Annotated in this window: 6 protein-coding genes; all 6 read right to left on the reverse strand. The window is 70.5% G+C overall.

Annotated elements, in window-relative coordinates; genetic code table 11:
* Nucleotides 1–2 precede the first annotated feature (2 nt).
* Nucleotides 3–224, reverse strand: coding sequence for a ferredoxin (locus QQG74_RS13795; protein ID WP_341720675.1), 222 nt, complete (start codon nt 222–224; stop codon nt 3–5).
* A gap of 5 nt (nt 225–229) precedes the next feature.
* A complete protein-coding gene (locus tag QQG74_RS13800) occupies nt 230–1,471 on the reverse strand; it encodes a cytochrome P450 (protein ID WP_341720676.1) in 1,242 nt (413 codons plus the stop codon).
* Nucleotides 1,472–1,537: 66 nt separating this feature from the next.
* Nucleotides 1,538–7,072, reverse strand: coding sequence for a type I polyketide synthase (locus QQG74_RS13805; protein ID WP_341720677.1), 5,535 nt, complete (start codon nt 7,070–7,072; stop codon nt 1,538–1,540).
* 50 nt (nt 7,073–7,122) lie between these two features.
* Entirely contained in the window at nt 7,123–11,349 is a 4,227-nt protein-coding gene (locus tag QQG74_RS13810; protein ID WP_341720678.1) for an SDR family NAD(P)-dependent oxidoreductase, read from the reverse strand.
* A 327-nt stretch (nt 11,350–11,676) separates the two neighbouring features.
* Nucleotides 11,677–18,945 (reverse strand): SDR family NAD(P)-dependent oxidoreductase, encoded by a 7,269-nt coding sequence (locus tag QQG74_RS13815; protein ID WP_341720679.1) that lies wholly within the window; start codon nt 18,943–18,945, stop codon nt 11,677–11,679.
* 97 nt (nt 18,946–19,042) lie between these two features.
* On the reverse strand, nt 19,043–19,279 hold the full coding sequence (locus QQG74_RS13820; protein WP_341720680.1) for a DUF5988 family protein: 237 nt from the start codon (nt 19,277–19,279) through the stop codon (nt 19,043–19,045).
* Nucleotides 19,280–19,323 lie beyond the last annotated feature (44 nt).

Genomic DNA, 19,323 nt, shown 5'->3' on the forward strand with positions numbered 1-19,323 from the left:
CCTCAGAAGCTCGTGACGGCCTCGCCGGTTTCGGTGTCGACGATGCTGATCGCCTCGACCGGGCAGGATTCGGCCGCGTCGAGCAGCGTGTCGTCCGGTGCCACCTCGGACCGCAACGGGTGGGACCGCCCGTCGCTGCCCAGGGCGAAGTGCTCGGGCGCGCTTCCCACGCAGCAACCGGCGCCGGCACAGGTCTGAGCCACGTTGACCCGCCACGTCGTCATGGCGCTCACCACGTGATCGGCATGGACTCAAGCCCTCGGATCATCGACGAGGACTTGCGCCTGAGTTCGGATTCGGGCACGGCGAGCCGCACATCGGGCATCCGGCGGAACAGCGCGCTGAGCGTCTCCTGTAGCTCGACGCGGGCGAGTTGAGCACCCAGGCAGTGATGTATGCCGGCGCCGAAGCCGACCTGGGGGTTGTCGGCGCGGTCGAGGTTGAGCTGGTCCGGGTTGTCGAAGACGGCCGGGTCCCGGTTGGCGGCGGCGAGCGAGGGGATGACGATCGCACCGGCGGGGATGGTGACGCCGTTCACCTCGACCTCGGCCGTGGTGATCCGGGGCAGTCCGTCCCCGGTCGCGGTGATCGGGACGAAGCGCAGCAGTTCCTCGACCGCACGGGGAATCCCGTCCGGGTTCGCCCGCAACCGCGCGAACTCCTCGGGGAACCGCAGCAGCGTGAGCAGGAACATGTTGATCTGGTTAGCGGTCGTCTCGTGCCCAGCGCTGAGCAACCCGATGCCCAGCGCGATCAACTCTCGTTCCGAGAGCTTGTCCTCGTCATCCTTGGCCCGGATCAGTGCGCTCAGCAGATCATCTGCGGGGTTGTTGCGCTTGTCGACGATCAGCCGGCCGAGGTACGCGATGAGCGCGACCGCCGCCTCCTCCTTCTCCTTTGCTCGCGTCCAGTCACCGAGCAGGCCGTTGGACCATTTGTGGAACTCCCCCTGATCTGCGGCCGGCACGCCGAGCAGATCGCAGATCACCCGGACCGGCAGCGGCAGGGAGAAATTCTGCACCAGGTCGACGGGGCGGGGCAGCGACTCCATCCTGTCCAACAGCTCCGCGACCATTCGAGCGACCCGTGGACGCATTTCCTCGACCCGCCGCGCGGTGAATTCGCGGGAAACGAGCTTGCGCAGGCGGGTGTGCTGCGGAGGATCCGTCCCGATCAACGACTCGTTCGTGAGCTTCCCCAGCTCGGATTCGGACAGGGCCATCATGGCGGCGGCCACCCGACTGCTGAACCGCGGGTCGACCAGCACCTTGCGGACGTCGGCGTAACGGGTCACCAGCCAGGCGCTCGTGCCGTCGGGCAACGTGACTTCGGCGACCGACCGTTCTTCGCGGATGCGGCTGAGCTCCGGGGAAAGCTCGTAGACAGACGGGGGCTCCGGGAACGGAAACGGGATTGGTGAAAGGGTCTCGGCCATGAGCAACAACTCCGCCCGGTTGAGGATTGGCGACATGCCGAAGCATAGATAATTTCGAATAATACTGACGTTGGGCCCCTATTCTCGACCCCTAATTCGACACTAGATCTGTTCTTTCTTCGCCAGGGCGAGTTCGATCAGGGCCGCGGCGTCCATCGATTTGATCTCGTCGCTGCGGTCGTCGGAGGTGGGTGTCCCCGAGGCGCCGTCATCGGATTCGGTGCCGGTCAGGTCGAGCAGCGCGTCAAGCAGATTGGCCGCGCGCAGCCGGGCCAGGGGGATGCTGAGCAACGCCGCCCGGACCTGTGCCTCCTGCGGCTCGTGCTGCGCCGGTGGCGGGCCCTCGCCGTCGGGGCAGAGCTTCGCCAGGAGCAGCTCGGTCACGGCGCCGAGGCTGGGATAGTCGAAGACGAGCGTGACCGGCATCCGCAGCCCCGTCACGGCGTTGACCCGGTTGCGCAGCTCGACGGCGGTGAGCGAGTCGAAGCCGAGCTCGCGGAAGGGACGATCGGCCTCCAACTGGTCGGGTGAGGCGTGCCCGAGCACCGCGGCTACCTGGCCGCGTACGAGCGAGAGCAGCATGTCGTAGCGGTCGGCCCGGTTCATGCCCGCGAGTCGCTGCTTGAGTGCTCCGGCATCCTGGGCACCGGTCTGCGCGGCCCGCCGGGTCGCCGACCTGACCAGGCGCTGTAGCACCGGCGGCGGCGTGGCCTGGCTGCTCTGCGTGGTCAGGGCGGCACGGTTGAGGCGCATCGGAAAGAGCACCGCCTGCTTCGAGCGCCAGCCGACGTCGAACAGGGCGAGACCCTCGTCGACGGGCAGTGGGGCGACCCAGCGCAGCGAGGTCTGTGCCAGGTTCGCCTCGTTGAGCTGGCCGGCCATGCCGCTGCGGGCGGCCCAGAGGCCCCACGCCAGGGAGCTGGCGGGCAGCCCCTGACTGCGACGATACTGTGCCAGGGCGTCCAGGAAGGTGTTGGCACCGGCGTAGTTGCCCTGCCCGGTACCGCCCAGCGTGCCCGCCACCGAGGAGAAGAGTACGAACGCCGAGAGGTCGAGGTCCTTGGTGAGCCGGTGCAGGTGCAACGCCGCGTCCACCTTGGGCCGGAAGACCCGGTCAAGCTTCTCCGGGGTCAGCGACGCCAGCAACCCGTTGTCGACAGTTCCCGCGCAGTGCACGACCGCGGTCAGCGGATGCTCGGGGTCGATCGTGGCGAGCAACGCCGCCAGTGCCGCGCCGTCGGAGACGTCGCAGGCGGCGATGCGTGCGTTCCCGCCGAGGTCGTTCAGTTCGCGTTGGAACTCACCGGCGTCCTCGGCCTCGGGGCCGCGTCGGCTCACCAGCAGGAGCCGGCGCAGACCGTGCTTGCGGAGCAGGTGCGTGGCCACCATGCGTCCCAGGCCACCGGTCGCTCCGGTGATCAGCACGGTGCCCTCGGGATCCGCGGCGGCCAGGTCCGCCCCGGGCGCGTCGTCGCCGGGAGCCACGTCGGACACCCAGGTGAGGCGGGGGACCAGCGCCGCACCGGCGCGCAGCGCCAACTCACGCTCGCCGGTGGCGACGGCGGCCGACAGCGCCGCCCAGGACTCGTCGAGGTCGTCGAGGTCCAACAGGATGATCCGGTCCGGGTTCTCCGACTGGATCGAGCGGACCAGCCCCCACACGGCGGCTGCGGCCAGGCCGCAGACGGGTTCGTCGTCGCGGGTGGCCACCGCGTTGCGGGTCGCCACGACGAGGGGACGGTCGGTGAGACCTTCGTCCAGGGTGTCGCCGAGCCACGCGGTGGCCGCGTCGATGAGCTCGATGGCGGCGGTACGAGCCGCAGCGGCCACGGTCGCGGGGTCGTCCAGCTCGCCCGCCACCGTGGTCAGGTCGAGGACGACCGGGCCGGACAACTCGGCTGCGGCGAGGGCGCCGAGGTCACCGGGACTGATCACCGTCGGCGCGCCCACCCCGTGCTCGGCCGGCAGGGGCAGCGGCTGCCACTCCAGACCCAGCAACGAGCCGGGGGCGGCAGTGCCGCCCGCCGCGACCTCGTCGGCCGTGAAGGGACGCAGGTGCAGTGATTCGACCGAGATGACCGGAGCGCCCCCGGCATCAGCGGCCGTCAGCGAGATGGCGTTCGGGCCGGCGGGCGCGAGGCGGACCCGCAGCACCGACGCGGCGACCGCGTCGACGCAGACGCCGTTCCAGGCGAACGGCCGCCACAGGGTGCCGGGGGCCGAGGGAAGCAGGTGGCCCACGCCGATGGCCTGTATCGCAGCGTCGAGCAGTGCCGGGTGCAGCGCGTACTCGCTTGCCTGGTCCTGAAGGGCGGCAGGCAGCCGGACCTCGGCGTACACCTCGTCGCCGCGCTGCCAGGCGGCCTGTAGGCCGTGGAACGCCGGGCCGTAGTCGATCGCGGTCCCGGCCATCCGCTCGTAGATGTCGCCCACCTCGACCGGCGTGGCGCCCACTGGCGGCCACGCGCTGAGATCGGCCGGCTCCTGCTGCCGGGCGGAGTTGCTCAGCACGCCGTCACCGTGGCGCGTCCACGGCAGGTGGGACGGGTCGCTGGTGCTGCTCTCCGGCCGCGAGTGCAGGTGGAAGGCGCGCCGTCCCGACTCGTCGGGGGCGTCGACGGTCAGCTGCACCCGCACCGCGCCGGTCTCCGGCAGCAGCAGCGGAGTCTCCATCGTCAGCTCGTCGATGCGGTCACCGCCGACCCGGTCACCGGCGAGCACCGCCAACTCGACGAAGGCGGACCCGGGCAGGGGACAGGATCCCATGACCCGGTGATCGGCCAGCCAGGGATGACTGTGCAGGGAGAGCCGGCCGGTAAGCACCACGCCGTCGTCGTCCGCCATCGGTACCGCCGCACCCACGAAGGGGTGGTTGACCACATCGAGACCGACCGTGGAGACATCGCCAGCCAGCTGATGCGGTGGCAGCCAGTAGCGCTGGCGTTGGAACGGATACGTCGGCAAACCCACCTGACCACCCACACCCAACAACCCACCCCAACCCACACCCACACCACCCACCCACACCCGCCCCAACGACTCCACCAACCGACCCCAACCACCCTCACCCCGCCGCAACGACCCCACCACCACCGCATCAACACCCACATCATCCACCACCTCCTGCACCGACCCCACCAACACCGGATGCGGACTCACCTCCACAAACACCCGCCCACCCGCACCCAACGCCGCCCGCACCGCACCCTCAAACAACACCGGCTCCCGCACATTGCGCCACCAATACCCCGCCCCCAACTCCACCCCAGACACCACACCCCCGTCACCGACGAAAAAACGCCACCGACCCCACCCGCCCACACACCGACCCCAACCCCACCAACAACTCCTCCCGCACCACCTCCACCACCCCCGTATGACCCGCACCATTCGCCCCTCCACCACCCGAGCCCGCACACCATCACCCACACACCCCGCCACAAACTCCCGCACCAACCCCACCTCACCCGCCACCGTGCACCCCACCGGCGAATTCACCGCCGCCACCGACAACCCCGACCACCCCACCAACCGCCCCTCCAACACCGACCGCGACAACGACACCGACGCCATCGCCCCCAACCCCGCCAACCCCAACCACGCCCGCGACCGCACCACCACCACCCGCACCGCATCCGCCAAACTCACACACCCCGCCACAAACGCCGCCGCCACCTCACCCTGCGAATGCCCCACCACCCCCACCGGCTCCACCCCCACCGACCGCCACACCGCCGCCACCCCCACCATCACCGAAAACAACACCGGCTGCACCACATCAATCCGATCCAAACCCACCCCACCCACACCCCGCACCACATCCACCACCGACCAATCCACCCACCGCCCAAACTCCACCGCACACTCCCGCACCGCCACCCGAAACACCTCAGACGACTCCCACAACACCCCACCCATCCCCACCCACTGCGAACCCTGACCACCAAACACAAACACCACACCACCACTACCCGCGAGCGCACCGGCGGCCCTACCGTCGGCCAGGTCCCGCAAGCCGTCGAGCATCTCCGCGCGATCGGCGGCCGTCACCACGGCCCGATACTCCAACGGCGAACGCTCAGCGAGCGCTCGTCCGACGTCGAGCAGGGAATGCTCCTCGTGTGCCGCGGCGAACGTGTGCAGCTGAGCCGCGACCGCACGAAGTCCGGCCGCACTGCGCGCCGACAGGATCCACGGCGTCACCGGCAGGGCGGGGACGGCATCGGCACCGGGGACCTCGTCGGTGGCCCAGACCGGCGCCTCCTCGAGGATGACGTGTGCGTTGGTGCCACTGGCGCCGAACGACGAAACGCCGGCCCGACGTGGCCGGCCGTCGGCCGGCCAGTCGCGGCCCTCGCGCAGCAGTTCGACGGACCCGGCGGTCCAGTCCACGTGCGACGTCGGCTCGTCGGCGTGCAGCGTGCTGGGCAGGTGCCCGTTGCGGATCGCCAGCACCATCTTGATCACACCCGCCACACCGGCCGCGTACTGGGTGTGGCCCAGATTCGACTTCAACGACCCCAGCCAGAGTGGCCGGTCAGCGGGGCGGTTCTGGCCGTACGTGGCGAGCAGCGCCTGTGCCTCGATCGGGTCGCCCAACGTGGTACCGGTGCCATGCGCCTCGACCACGTCCACGTCAGCGGCGTTCAGACGGGCGTTCTCGAGCGCGCTCAGCAGCAAGCGACGTTGTGCGGGCCCGCTCGGCGCGGTCAGCCCATTTGACGCGCCGTCGGAGTTGACGGCGCTGCCGCGTACCACCCCCAGAACGGGGTGGCCGAGCCGTCGCGCGTCGGAGAGCCGTTCGACCGCGAGGACGCCGACGCCCTCGCCCCAGCCGGTGCCGTCGGCCTTTTCCGAGAACGCCTTGCACCGGCCGTCGCTGGCGAGGCCGCCCTGACTGGAGAGTTCGGGGAAGGCGGTCGGGGTCAGCATGACCGAGACTCCGCCGGTCAGGGCGAGATCGCACTCACCACGGATCAGCGCCTGCACCGCCAGGTGCAGGGCCACCAGCGACGACGAACACGCCGTGTCCACGGTCAGGGTCGGGCCCTCGAGACCCAGCACGTACGCCAGCCGGCCGGCGAGCATGCTTCCCGCGCTGCCGGTGAGCAGATGGGTGCCGTGGCCCAGCGGCGAGGAGCCGAGCAGGCCCGCGAACTCGGCGGAGGTGCCGCCCACGAAGACACCGGTGCGGCTGCCGCGCAGCGCCACCGGGGCGATGCGGGACCGCTCCAGCGCCTCCCACGAGCATTCCAGGAGCAGTCGCTGCTGCGGGTCCATCGCGAGCGCCTCGCGCGGCGAGATGCCGAAGAAGCCCGCGTCGAAGTCGCCAGCGGCGTGCAGGAAGCCGCCTTCGAGCGCGACGACGCGCCCCTCCTCGTACCTGTCCGTTTTATACAGGTCGGTCAGATCCCAACCGCGGTCGGTGGGAAAACCGGCGATGGCGTCCCTACCCTCGGCGACCAGGCGCCAGAGTGCCTCGGGTGAGTCGACGCCGCCAGCGAACCGGCAGGCCATACCCACGATGGCGATCGGCTCGTGGGCCTTTTCCTCCACCTCACGCAGTCGCCGCTGGAGTTGTCGCGCGTCGGCGATCGTCCGCTTGAGGTAGTCGCGAAGTCGGTCCTCCTCGGACACCGGCACCAGCTCCTTGGCGGTAGGTCGGGAAGCTTCTCAGTCGGCGGCGGTCAGACGAGGCCGAAGCCCTTGTCGACCAGGTCGAACAGGTCGTCGTCGCTTGCGGAGTCGAGGTCGTCCTCGCCGGTCACGTCCGAGGGCGTGCCGACCCAGCTTGCGAGCAGGGTTTGCAGGCGGTTGGTCACCCGATCGCGCTCCGCGTCGTCCGGCCCGATGGTGGCGAGGACGCCCGTGGCGCTGTCCAGGGCTCGCAGCGCGAGTTCCACGCCGGAAAGCTCCGCCGGGACCAGTTCGGCCCGCAGGTGGGCCGCGAGCGCGTCCGGCGTGGGGTGGTCGAAGATGAGCGTGGCCGACAGCCGCAGCCCGGTGGCGGCGTTGAGCCGGTTGCGGAGCTCGATCGCGGTAAGCGAGTCGAAGCCCACCTCCTTGAATGGCCGGGTCGAGGTGACCGCCTCGGCGGAGGTGTGCCCGAGCACCACGGCCGCGTTGGTGCAGACCAGTTCGGTCAGCACGCGCAGACCCTCGGCGGCTGGTACCCGCGACAGCCGTGCGCGCAGCGCCGAGCCCTGATCGGTGTCGGCGCTGGCGCGAATGACCCGCCGGCCCGGTCCCTGCACGAGCCCGCGCAGCAGCGGCGGTACTGCCGACGCCTGGCTCTGCACGGCCGCGAGGTTCAGCGCGACCGGCACGGTCAGCGGCCGGTCGACCACCGTGGCCAGGTCGAAGAGCGCCATGCCGGTCTCGTTGTCGATGGGCTCGAAGCCGGCGCGTCGCATCCGCTGCACGTCCGCATCCTCGAGGTGACCCGTCATGGCGCTGCGCTCGGCCCAGAAACCCCAGGCGATGGAGGTGGCGGGGAGGCCGTTGGCGCGGCGGTGGTGGGCGAGGGCGTCGAGGTAGGCGTTGGCGGCGGCGTAGTTGGGTTGGCCGGCGGCGCCGAGGAGGCCGGAGGCGCTGGAGTAGAGGATGAAGGTGGTGAGTGGGTGGTGTTTGGTGAGTTCGTGGAGGTGGGTGGCGGCGTCGATTTTGGGTTGGAGTACGCGGTGGAGTTGGGTGGTGGTGAGGGTGGTGGTGGGTGCGTCGTCGAGGATGCCGGCGGTGTGGATGACGGTGGTGGGGTGGTGGTTGGTGAGGAGGGTGTGCAGGGCGGTGCGGTCGGTGGTGTCGCAGGCGGTGATGGTGACGTGGGCGCCGAGTGTGGTGAGTTCGGTGTGGAGGTGGTGGGCTTGGGGTGTGTGGGGTCCTCGGCGGCTGGTGAGGAGGAGGTGGCGGACGCCGTGTTTGGTGACGAGGTGGCGGGCGAGGAGGGCGCCGAGGGTGCCGGTGCCGCCGGTGATGAGCACCGTCCCCGCCGGGTCGAGCGGCTGGGGGATGGTGAGGACCGCCTTGCCGACCAGGCGTGCCTGGCTGAGCGCCCGCAGCGCGTGCTTCGCCCGGCGAATGTCCCAGGTCGTGATCGGCGGCAGTTCGAGCACGCCCTGGCCGAAGAGGTCGATGACGGTACGCAGAATCTCCTGTAGCCGGTCGGGACCGGCGTCGAGGATGTCGTACGCCCGGTAGCTCACCCCGGGGTAGTCGGCCGCGACCTCGTCGGGATCGCGTTTGTCGGTCTTGCCCATCTCGAGAAAGTGGCCGCCGCGAGGCAACAGCCGCAGTCCCGCGTCGACGAACTCGCCCGCGAGGCAGTCGAGGACCACGTCCATACCCCGCCCGCCGGTGGACGCCAGGAAGTGCTGTTCGAACTCGAGGGTCCGGGAGTTGCCGAGGTGCGCCTCGTCGAGCCCGTGCCGGTCGCGCAGCGTCTGCCACTTGCCGACGCTAGCCGTGCCGTAGACCTCGGCGCCGGCGTGGCGGGCCAGCTGGACCGCCGCCATGCCCACGCCGCCAGCGGCGGCGTGCACGAGTACCGACTGCCCGGCGGCGAGACCGCCGAGATCGAAGAGTCCGTAGTACGCGGTGAGGTACGTGATCGGAATCGAGGCCGCCTGCTGGTAGCTCCAGCCCTCGGGCATCGGTGCCAGGAAACGGTGGTCCGTGATCGCGATCGGCCCGAACGAGCGCGGGCAGAGGCCAAGCACCCGGTCGCCGACGGCGACGTTCTCGACGCCGTCACCCACCGCCAGCACGACACCGGCCGCCTCGCCACCAAGCCCCTCCTGCCCGGCGACCATGCCGAGCGAGACGATCACGTCGCGGAAGTTCATGCCGACGGCGTGGACGGCGAGCCGCACCTGACCCGGTCCCAGCGGTTCGAGGACATCGGGGCAGGGCACCATTGCGACGTTCTCCAAGGTGCCGCCGCCGGTGCTCTCCAGACGCCACGGACCCGGTTCCGACGGCGGGATCAGGGCGTCGTCGGCGCTGACGCGGACGAGCCGGGGCGCGGTGACGGCACCCGACCGGATCGCCACCCGCTGCTCGTCGAGGGTCAGCACCGCCGGAAACACCGCAAGTGACTCGGCGTCGTCGTCGATGTCGACGTGCAGGAAACGGCCGGGATTCTCGCTCTGCGCCGAGGTGATGAGCCCCGAGGCGGCGGCGTTGCCCAGGTCCCGGATGTCTTCGCTGGCGTGCACGGCGACAGCGCCGCGGGTGACCAGCACCAGGCGGGTGCCGGCGGGACGTTCCGCGGCCAGCCACGCCTGAACCAGTCTCAGCGCACGCTCGGTCGCCTCGTGCGCCGCTGCCGCCGGATCCTGGCCGGGCACCGGTGGCAGACCGGCCACCACGATCTCGGGAGCGTTTTCGGCGATCGCGGCCACCTCGGTGAACCGGTCAGACTCCGGCACTGTGGCGGACAGTCCGAAGGGGTCGGCTCCCACGACCGCGAAGCGGACCGGCTGTTCCGCCGGCGGCACGGGAACCCAGTCGACGCCGAACAGCCGGTCGTGCGCCTCCGTGGCCCGCTGGTCGCCACCGAGCTGGCCGGTCGGGGTCGGGCGGAGCACGAGCGACCGTACGGCGGCGACCGGCTGGCCCGACTCGTCGGTGATCGTCAGGGTGAGCTGGTCGCCGCCCGATGGCGTCAGGCGTACGCGCACCTTTGTCGCGCCAGTGGCGTACACGACAACGCCGGACCAGGCGAATGGGAGGTGCACGCCGGCCTCGTTCGAGCCGGCGAAGAACATGGGGTGCAGGGCGGCATCCAGCAGGGCCGGGTGGATCGCGAAACGTTCCGCCAAAGCCTGCTGGTCGTCGGGGAGCTCGATCTCGGCGAAGATCTCCCCGTCGCGCCGCCAGGCCGCCTGAAGGCCCTGGAACGCGGGCCCGTAGCCGTAGCCGTACCGGGCGAGTTCCTGGTAGACGGTGGTGACGTCGAGTTCTTCCGCGTCCGGGGGGAGCCATTCACCAGCTTCGGTGGGGCTGACGGGAGTCGCGCGCCCGAGGGTGCCGGTAGCGTGCAGGGTCCAGGACTCCTCGCCCCGCCGCGAGTGCATGCTCAGGGTGCAACGCCCGGTGTCGTCGGGGGTTCCGACGCGGACCTGAAGCGTGACGGTGTCCTGCTCGGTGAGGATCAGCGGGGCCTGCAAGGTGAGTTCCTCGACCTCGTCCAGCCCGAGCTGGTCTCCGGCGCGTACGGCGAGCTCGACGAAGGCGGTGCCCGGCAACAGCACCGAGCCGGCGACCGCGTGGTCGGCGAGCCACGGCTGGGTCCGCAGAGAAATCCGTCCGGTCAGCAGGGCGCCGTCGCCGTCGGCAAGCGTGACCGCGGCCCCGAGCAGCGGATGTGCCGCCCGCTCCAGACCGACGGTGGCGATGTCTGCGGTGCCGGCCCCGGGCGGCAGCCAGTAGCGCTCGTGTTGGAAGGCGTAGGTGGGTAAATCCACCAACCGCGCCCCAGGAAACACCCCCGACCAGTCCACCTCCACACCACGAACCCACCCCTCCGCCACCGACCGCACAAACCGACCCCACCCACCCTCACCCCGCCGCAACGACCCCAACACCACCACATCAACCCCCAACACCTCCGCCGTCTCCGACACCCCCACCCCCAACACCGGATGCCCACCCACCTCCACAAACACCCCACACCCCAACCCCAACGCCACCTCCACCGCCTCCTGAAAACGCACCCGCTCCCGCAAATTCGCAAACCAATAACCACCATCCAACACCCCCATATCCACCACCTGACCCACCACCGACGACACAAACACCACCCCACCACCCGACACCGGCGACAACCCCTCCAACACCCGCAACACCTCACCCTCCACCACACCCACCCCACCCGAATGCGACGCATAATCCACCGGCACCCACCGCACCCGCACCCCAACCCCTCACACCGCACCACAAAACCCTCCAACAACCCCACCCCACCCGACACCACCACCGACGACGGACCATTCACCGCCGCCACCCACAACCCCTCCACCAACAACCCCTCCACCACACCCACCCCCACACCCACCCACACCATCCCCCCACCACCCGACAACACCTCACCAATCACCCGCGACCGCAACGCCACCACCCGCGCACCCTCACCCACCGACAACCCACCCGCCACCACCGCCGCCGCAATCTCCCCTGCGAATGCCCCACCACCACATCCGGCACCACACCCAACGACCGCCACACCCCCGCCAACGACACCATCACCGCCCACGACACCGGCTGCACCACATCCACCCGCGACCACAACTCCTCATCCCCGAAAACACCACCTCCCGCAACGACCACCCCACAAACGGCGCCAACGCCCGCTCACACACCCCCATCCACTCCCCAAACACCCCACACGACTCCCACAACTCCCGCCCCATCCCCACCCACTGACCACCCTGACCCGGAAACACAAAAGCCGTACGCCCCACCCCACCAGCCACACCAGAAACAAACCCCGACCCCACCCCACCACCCGCCACATCAACCAAACCCGCACGCAAAGCCTCAACCGAATCACCCACCACCACCGCCCGATGCGACAACCCCGCACGCGACGACACCAACGACAAACCCACATCCCCCACCGACACACCACCCAACCCCGAACCCACAAACCCCACCAACCGACCCGCCTGACCCCGCAAACCCCCCACCGAATGACCCGACACCACCCACGGCACCACCGGCCCCGAACCGGACCCCGAGCCCGGCCCAGAAACCGGATCCGAATCCGACCCGGAAACCGGCACGGGAAGCTCAGGATCCGGCGGGAGAAGCTCAGCAAACGACCCCGAAACCAGCCCAGGAACCGGCGCGGGGGACTCGGCAACCGACTCAACAACCGGCGGCTGCTCCACAATCACATGCGCATTCGTCCCACTGATACCGAACGACGACACCCCCGCCCGACGCGGACGACCATCCACCGACCACTGCCGCGCCTCGGTCAACAACCGAACATCCCCCGACGACCAATCCACCACCGGCGTCGGCTCATCCACATGCAACGTCCGCGGCAACACCCCCGCCCACATCGCCATCACCATCTTGATCACACCAGCAACACCCGCCGCCGCCTGCGAATGACCAATATTCGACTTCAACGACCCCAACCACAACGGCACCCCACCCCGACCCTGCCCATACGTCGCCAACAACGCCTGTGCCTCGATCGGATCGCCAAGCTTCGTCCCCGTGCCATGCGCCTCCACCGCGTCCACCTCGGTAACCGACAGGCCCGCATCAGCAAGCGCCTGCCGGATCACCCGTTGCTGCGAAGGCCCATTCGGCGCCGTCAGACCATTCGACGCACCGTCCTGGTTCAACGCCGAGCCCCGTACCACCGCCAACACCCGATGCCCGTGGCGGCGGGCATCCGACAACCGCTCCACCACCACCACGCCGACACCCTCGCTCCAACCGGTCCCGTCGGCGGAACTGGCGAAGGACTTGCACCGGCCATCGGGTGCCAGGCCACCCTGCCGGGACAACTGCACGAAGGTGCCGGGGCTGGCCATGACGGTGACGCCGCCGGCCAGGGCGAGGTCGCACTCACCGTTGCGCAGCGCCTGTACGGCCAGGTGCAGCGCCACCAACGACGACGAACAGGCGGTGTCGATCGTCATCGCCGGGCCCTCCAAGCCGAGCGTGTAGGCGATCCGGCCGGAGATGACACTGCCGGCCGTGCCGGTGCCCGAGTGGCTGGCCACTTCGTCGGGCACGTGCGGCCCGATGGCGGCGTAGTCGTGGTGCATCGCGCCCACGTACACCCCGGTGCGGCTGCCCCGGGCCGAGAGCGGGTCGATGCCGGCCCGCTCGAACGCCTCCCACGAGGTCTCCAGGAGCAGCCGCTGCTGCGGGTCCATCGCCAGCGCCTCACGCGGCGAGATACCGAAGAACGCGGCGTCGAAGTCCCCGGCATCGTGGAGGAACCCGCCGTCGCGGGTGTACGAGCGGCCGGGCTCGTCGGGCTCGCCGAAAAGGTCGTCGAGATCCCAGCCGCGGTTGCCGGGGAACGGCGAGATCTCGTCGCGTTCCTCGGCGATCAGCTGCCAGAGGTCCTCCGGAGAGTTGACTCCGCCCGGGTACCGGCAGGCCATGCCGACGATGACGATCGGATCCGTCCTGGTGTCGGCGCCCGTGGCCGTGGTGGGCCGGGACACCGGCGCAGCCGCGACCGGAACGATGGTCTCCAGCAGGTAGTCCGCGAGCGCGGCCTGAGTCGGGTAGTCGAAGATCAGCGTGGCGGGCAGCCGTAGCCCGGTGGCGGCGTTGAGGCCGTTGCGCAGCTCGACGGCGGCGAGCGAGTCGAAGCCCAGTTCCTTGAACGAGCGCCGTGGGTCCGGGCCGTCGGAGGAGCCGTAACCGAGGATGGCAGCGACCTGCGTACGCAGCATGCCGAGCACCAGCGGGCGACGCTCCGCTTCGGGTAGCGCGGCGAGTCGCGCGGCGAGCGTCCCGCTGGCGGCACCCTCAGCGATCGCGGTTGCCCGCCGCAGCGGTACGCGGACCAGCCCGCGCAGCAGTGGTGGCAACGTGCCGGCGGCGGCCATCGAACTCAGCGTGGGCAGGTCCAGCCCGATCGGCGCCACCACCGCGCTGTCGACCCCGACCGCCGCGTCAAAGAGCGCGAGACCCTCCTCGGGCGACATGGGTCGGATTCCGCTGCGCGCCATGCGCCGCAGGTCGATGTCGCCGAGCTGGGCGGTCATACCACTGGCCGGTTCCCACGCCCCCCAGGCGATGGAGGTGGCGGGGAGGCCGTTGGCGCGGCGGTGGTGGGCGAGGGCGTCGAGGTAGGCGTTGGCGGCGGCGTAGTTGGGTTGGCCGGCGGCGCCGAGGAGGCCGGAGGCGCTGGAGTAGAGGATGAAGGTGGTGAGTGGGTGGTGTTTGGTGAGTTCGTGGAGGTGGGTGGCGGCGTCGATTTTGGGTTGGAGTACGCGGTGGAGTTGGGTGGTGGTGAGGGTGGTGGTGGGTGCGTCGTCGAGGATGCCGGCGGTGTGGATGACGGTGGTGGGGTGGTGGTTGGTGAGGAGGGTGTGCAGGGCGGTGCGGTCGGTGGTGTCGCAGGCGGTGATGGTGACGTGGGCGCCGAGTGTGGTGAGTTCGGTGTGGAGGTGGTGGGCTTGGGGTGTGTGGGGTCCTCGGCGGCTGGTGAGGAGGAGGTGGCGGACGCCGTGTTTGGTGACGAGGTGGCGGGCGAGGAGGGCGCCGAGGGTGCCGGTGCCGCCGGTGATGAGCACCGTCCCCGCCGGGTCGAAATCCCATCGCCGATCGAGTGCCGAGGCTCGCGCCAGTCGCGGCGCCAACAGTGCGCCGTCGCGGAGCGCCACGCGGGGCTCGTCGGACGCCAGCGCCGCGCCCAGTTCCGCCGCTGACGGGTGCTGTCCGTCCACGTCGATGAGCAGCAGTCGTCCCGGGTTCTCGCTCTGCGCCGAACTCAGCAGGCCCCACACCGCCGCCTGGGCCGGGTCGCGATCCTCGTCGTCGCGTACCGCCACGGCGCCGGAGGTCAGCACCAGTAGCCGTGCGGCGGACAGGCGCTCGTCCGAGAGCCAGGACTGGACGAGTTCGAGGGCCCGCTCGGTGGCGGCATGCGCCTGGGCTGCCAGGTCGTCGGCGGAGACGGCACCGCGGAGCCCGGCCGCCGCGATGACGACGACGTCGGGGACCGCTGCGTCGGATTCGCGCAGGGCGGCCAGGTCGGGATAGACCGTCGCCGCCGCGCCGGCGGCGGTGAGCAGCCGCGCCGCACCGGTGCCGTCCGCGTCGATCGCCGCCAGCTGGGCCGGCAGTCCAGCCGTCTCCGGTACGGGCTGGGCCGCCCACGCGACGTGAAAGAGCGAGTTCGTCGCGTCCGGCCGGATCTGTCGGCTGTCCGCCGCGCGCACGGTGAGGGACTCGATCGACGCCACCGGGTTGCCGTCGGCGTCGGCCAGGGCCAGCGCCAGTGACGACGGGCCCGTGGCGGTCAGGCGTACGCGGAGGAAGGTCGGACCTACGGCCCAGAGTGACACTCCGGCCCACGAGAACGGCAGCCGTCCCTGCCTCGTTTCGGCGGAGTCGAGGAACGCGGCCATGTGCAGTGCCGCGTCGAACAGGGCGGGGTGCAGCCGAAACCGGCCGGCGTCGTCGGGTGCGGAGCCGGGCAGGCCGATCTCGGCGAAGATCTCGTCGCCGCGCCGCCACGCCGCGCGTACGCCCTGGAAGGCCGGACCGTAGCTGAAGCCGGCCTCGGCGAAGCCGGGGTAGATGTCGTCGACGGCCATCGGTTCGGCCTCGGCCGGCGGCCAGGTGGAGAGGTCCGGCGGATCCTCGGTGCCGCCCGGGCTCAGCGTCCCGACCGCGTTGCGCACCCAGGCGTCCTCGGCCGCGCCCTCGGCCAGCGAGTACACCGCGATCTCGCACCGGTTGGTGTCGTCCGGTGCGTCGACCGCGACCTGCAACCGCACGCCGCCGTGTGCGGGCACCGCGATCGGTGCCTCGAGCGTGAGTTCTTCGATTCGCGCGCAGCCAGCGTGCTCGCCCGCGTGCAGCGCCAGTTCGACAAAGGCGGTGCCGGGCACGAGCGCGACGCCGGAGATCGCGTGGTCGGCGAGCCACGGGTGGGTTTCCAGCGACAACCGTCCGGTGAAGAGCCAGCTCTGCGAGTTCGCGACGGCGACCATGGCGCCGAGCATGGGATGCGCCGCCGAGCTGAGGCCGGCGGCGCTGACGTCCGCGGCCGGTGCGCCGTGCAGCCAGTACCGCTGACGGCTGAAGGCGTACGTGGGCAGCGGGACCACTGTGCCGGCGCGGCCGGCGAAGAACGCCCGCCAGTCGACCGGTACGCCACGGGCATGCAGGCGCGCGAGTGCGTCGGTGAGCGTTTGGGCCTCGGCACGCCCACGCCGCAGCGCCGCGACGCGGACGCTGTCGTGCTCCTCCTCGGCCTGGTTCAACGTCGAGGTGAGCACGCCGTCCGGTCCGAGTTCCAAGAACACGGTGACGTCCTCGGCGCGCAGGGTGCACACGACGTCGTGGAAGCGGACGGCCTGGCGGACCTGGCGTGACCAGTAGCCGGGGGCCCGCCACTCGTCGATGTCGGCAAGCGCGCCGGTGAGGCTCGATACCACCGCAATCGTTGGCGGCTCGATCGTCACCGTGGCGGCGACCTGCTCGAATTCCGCGAGCATCGGATCTATCCGGGGGGAGTGGAAGGCGTGGCTGACCCGCAGGCGTTTGGTCTGCCGGCCGAGCCCGGCAAAGTGTTCGGCGATCTCGCCGACGATGTCCTCGTCGCCGGAGACGACCACCGACGTCGCCGCGTTGACGGCCGCCAGGCTCGCCCGCGACTCGTGGCCGCGCAACCGTTCGGCCACCTCCGGCTCGCTCGCGGCGATCGACACCATCGCCCCACCGGGCGGCAACGCCTGCATGAGGGCAGCCCGTGCCGCCACGAGCCGGCAGGCGTCCGACAGCGACAGCATGCCGGCCACGTGGGCTGCGGCCAGTTCGCCGATCGAGTGGCCGGCGACCGCGTACGGGCGCACGCCCCAGCTTTCCACCAGCCGGAAGAGGGCCACCTCCAGCGCGAAGGTCGCCGTCTGGGTGAACAGCGTCTGGTCGAGCAGTTCCGCCGCCGGCGAACCGGCGGGCGCGAACACGGTCTCGCGCAGCGGGCGGTCGAGATGAGGATCCAGTTCGTCGCAGACGGCGTCGAAGGCGTTGGCGAACTCCGGATACGCCCGGTACAGCTCCTTGCCCATCTCCGCGCGTTGAGCGCCCTGCCCGGTGAAGAGGTAGGCGCACCGCACGTCCTGGTCCACGGTGTCGATCACCGGCTTCGACGGTGCGTCCGTGGCCAAGGCGTCGAGCGCCCGGACCGCTTCCTGCGGGTTCTCGGCGACGATCACCGCTCGGTGCGCCAATGCGGCGCGGGCGGTGGCAAGTGTGAACGCCACGTCCTCCAGCGCCGGCTGAGGGTTCGCGCGCAGATGATCGCGTAGCTGCGCGGCCTGGGCACCGATGGCCTGCGCTGTCGCGGCGGAGAGGGGAAGGGGTAGGTAGGGCAGGGGCAGCTGCGGCGCGTCCGGCTCGTCCGACGGCGGCTCGGGCTCCGGCTCCTCGATGATGATGTGGGCGTTGGTGCCGCTCACCCCGAACGAGGACACCCCGGCCCGGCGGCGACCGTCGGTGCGTGGCCACAGTCGCTCGTCGGTGAGCAGCCGCACTGCGCCGGCGTCCCAGTCCACCTGGGGGGTCGGCTCGTCCACGTGCAGGGTCCGGGGCAGCACGCCGTGCCGCATCGCCATGACCATTTTGATGATGCCGGCGGCGCCGGCCGCCGCCTGGGTGTGCCCGATGTTCGATTTGATCGATCCGAGCCACAGCGGTTCGTCCCCGGCCCGGTCCTGGCCGTACGTCGCCAGCAGCGCCTGCGCCTCGATCGGGTCGCCGAGCGTCGTGCCGGTGCCATGCGCCTCGACGGCCGCCACGTCGGACGCGCTCAGCCGGGCGTTCGCCAGCGCCTGCATGATCACGCGCTGCTGGGCGGGCCCGTTGGGGGCGGTCAAGCCGTTCGAGGCGCCGTCCTGGTTCACCGCGGATCCACGTACCACCGCCAGGATCGGGTGGCCTTTGCTCCGGGCGTCGGAGAGGCGCTCGACGAGCAACACTCCGGCACCCTCGCCCCAGCCGGTGCCGTCCGCCGCCCGCGCGAACGCCTTGCACCGGCCGTCGGGCGCGAGCCCGCGCTGGCGCGACAGTTCCACGAAGATCGCCGGTGTCGACATCACCGTGACGCCGCCCGCGATGGCCATGTCGCACTCGCCGCTGCGCAGGGACTGGATCGCCAGATGCAGTGCCACCAACGACGACGAGCAGGCCGTGTCCAGGGTGACGGCGGGACCTTCGAGACCCAGGGCGTACGCGACCCGGCCGGACACGACGCTGCCGGCCATGCCGGTGCTCAGGTAACCCTCGATCTCGTCCGGCTGGTTCGTTCGGTCGGTGACGTAGTCGTGGTACATCAGCCCGGCGTAGACGCCGGTGCGGCTGCCACGCATCGCGTGCGGGTCGAGGCCGGCGGCCTCGAAGACCTCCCACGACACCTCGAGCAGTAAACGCTGCTGGGGATCCATCGCGAGCGCCTCGCGCGGCGAGATGCCGAAGAACTCGGCGTCGAACTCGGCCGCGTCGTAGAGGAAGGCTCCGGAGCGGGTGTTGGCCTTGCCTGCGCTCGCCGGGTCGGGATCGTAGAGCGCGTCGACGTTCCAGCCGCGGTCGGTGGGCATTGTGGACACCGCGTCCCGGCCCTCGGCGACCAGCTCCCACAGCTGCTCCGGTGACGAGACCCCGCCGGGGTAGCGGCAGGCCATGCCGATGATCGCGACCGGCTCGGCGTTGCCGTCCTCCAGCTTCTTGATGCGCCGGTTGGCGTGGCGCAGATCCGCCGCCATGCGCCGGAGATAGTCAACGATCTGATCTTGATTCGTCACCCAAGCATCCTTCGCGAGTTCGCTGCCCGGCGACCTCAGCCCGTGCCGGCTCGACGTCCTACTTAATGCGTTCAGTTCGCAACCGGGGGTGCGGTGACTACTCGGCCACTCGCGTACGCATGCTCCACCGGAAGACGACCGGCCCCGCGTCGTTTCCGGCGCTGTTGTCGATCCGTTCGAAGTGCTCGTAACCGCCACAGTGGGCGATTTTGATCTTGACTGTGTCGGACTCGGTCCGGCAGCTTCGCTGCTCTGCGGTGATGCTGGCGGGACCGCCTTCGAGGACGACCTCGATGGCGCTCTGGTCCTTGGATTCGATGCAACGCCCGTTCATCTTTACCGCCTTCGCTGGGAGCATCCGCCCTGTTCGCCGCGCCC

The organism is Micromonospora sp. FIMYZ51 (genome assembly GCF_038246755.1).
Taxonomy (GTDB): Bacteria; Actinomycetota; Actinomycetes; order Mycobacteriales; family Micromonosporaceae; genus Micromonospora.

Coding starts and splice junctions, on each gene's coding strand:
- QQG74_RS13795 (WP_341720675.1), bottom strand. CDS start 224: ATGACGACGTGGCGGGTCAACGTGGCTCAGACCTGTGCCGGCGCCGGT.
- QQG74_RS13820 (WP_341720680.1), bottom strand. CDS start 19,279: ATGAACGGGCGTTGCATCGAATCCAAGGACCAGAGCGCCATCGAGGTC.
- QQG74_RS13800 (WP_341720676.1), bottom strand. CDS start 1,471: ATGTCGCCAATCCTCAACCGGGCGGAGTTGTTGCTCATGGCCGAGACC.